Source organism: Streptomyces sp. PT12, assembly GCF_003311645.1.
Classification (GTDB): domain Bacteria; phylum Actinomycetota; class Actinomycetes; order Streptomycetales; family Streptomycetaceae; genus Streptomyces.
This window is the reverse complement of sequence record NZ_QEST01000238.1, coordinates 1-539: the sequence shown is the minus strand read 5'-3', so window position 1 is coordinate 539 and position 539 is coordinate 1. Positions and strand designations below refer to the sequence as shown.

1 protein-coding gene is annotated in these 539 nt (G+C 71.4%); it reads left to right on the top strand.

The window, feature by feature from the left end; all coding sequences use genetic code 11:
* Nucleotides 1-539 (top strand): HAD family hydrolase (locus tag DEH69_RS26375; RefSeq protein ID WP_258534974.1); only part of this gene is annotated, 539 nt, incomplete at both ends.

Below are 539 nucleotides of genomic sequence, written 5' to 3'. Positions count from 1 at the left end.
GTCGTCTTCGATGTGGGCGAGTGCCTGGTGGACGAGACGCGCGAGTACCGCGCGTGGGCCGACTGGCTCGGGGTGCCGCCTCACACCTTCTCGGCTCAGTTCGGCGCGGTGGTCGCCCAAGGGCTCGACTACCGCGAGGTCTTCCAGCGGTTCCGGCCGGGATTCGACCTCACCCGGGAGCGGGAGAGCCGTGCGGCAGCGGGACAGGCCGAGTGGTTCGGCGAAGGCGACCTCTACCCGGACGTTCGGGCCGCCCTGGCCCAGTTGCGGCGCGCGGGCCTGTGGCTGGGCATCGCTGGCAACCAGACCGTTCGGGCCGGTCGCATCCTCAGGGAGCTGTTCAGCGCGGACGTCGATCTCATCGGCACATCCGACGACTGGGGCGCCAGCAAGCCGCACCCCCGGTTCTTCGAGCGCGTTGCCGATGTCGTTCCGCACGCTCCGGGCGAGACCCTGTACGTCGGCGACCGCGTCGACAACGACATCGCACCGGCGCGGGCAGCAGGCATGCACACCGCGCTCGTCCGCCGCGGCCCCTG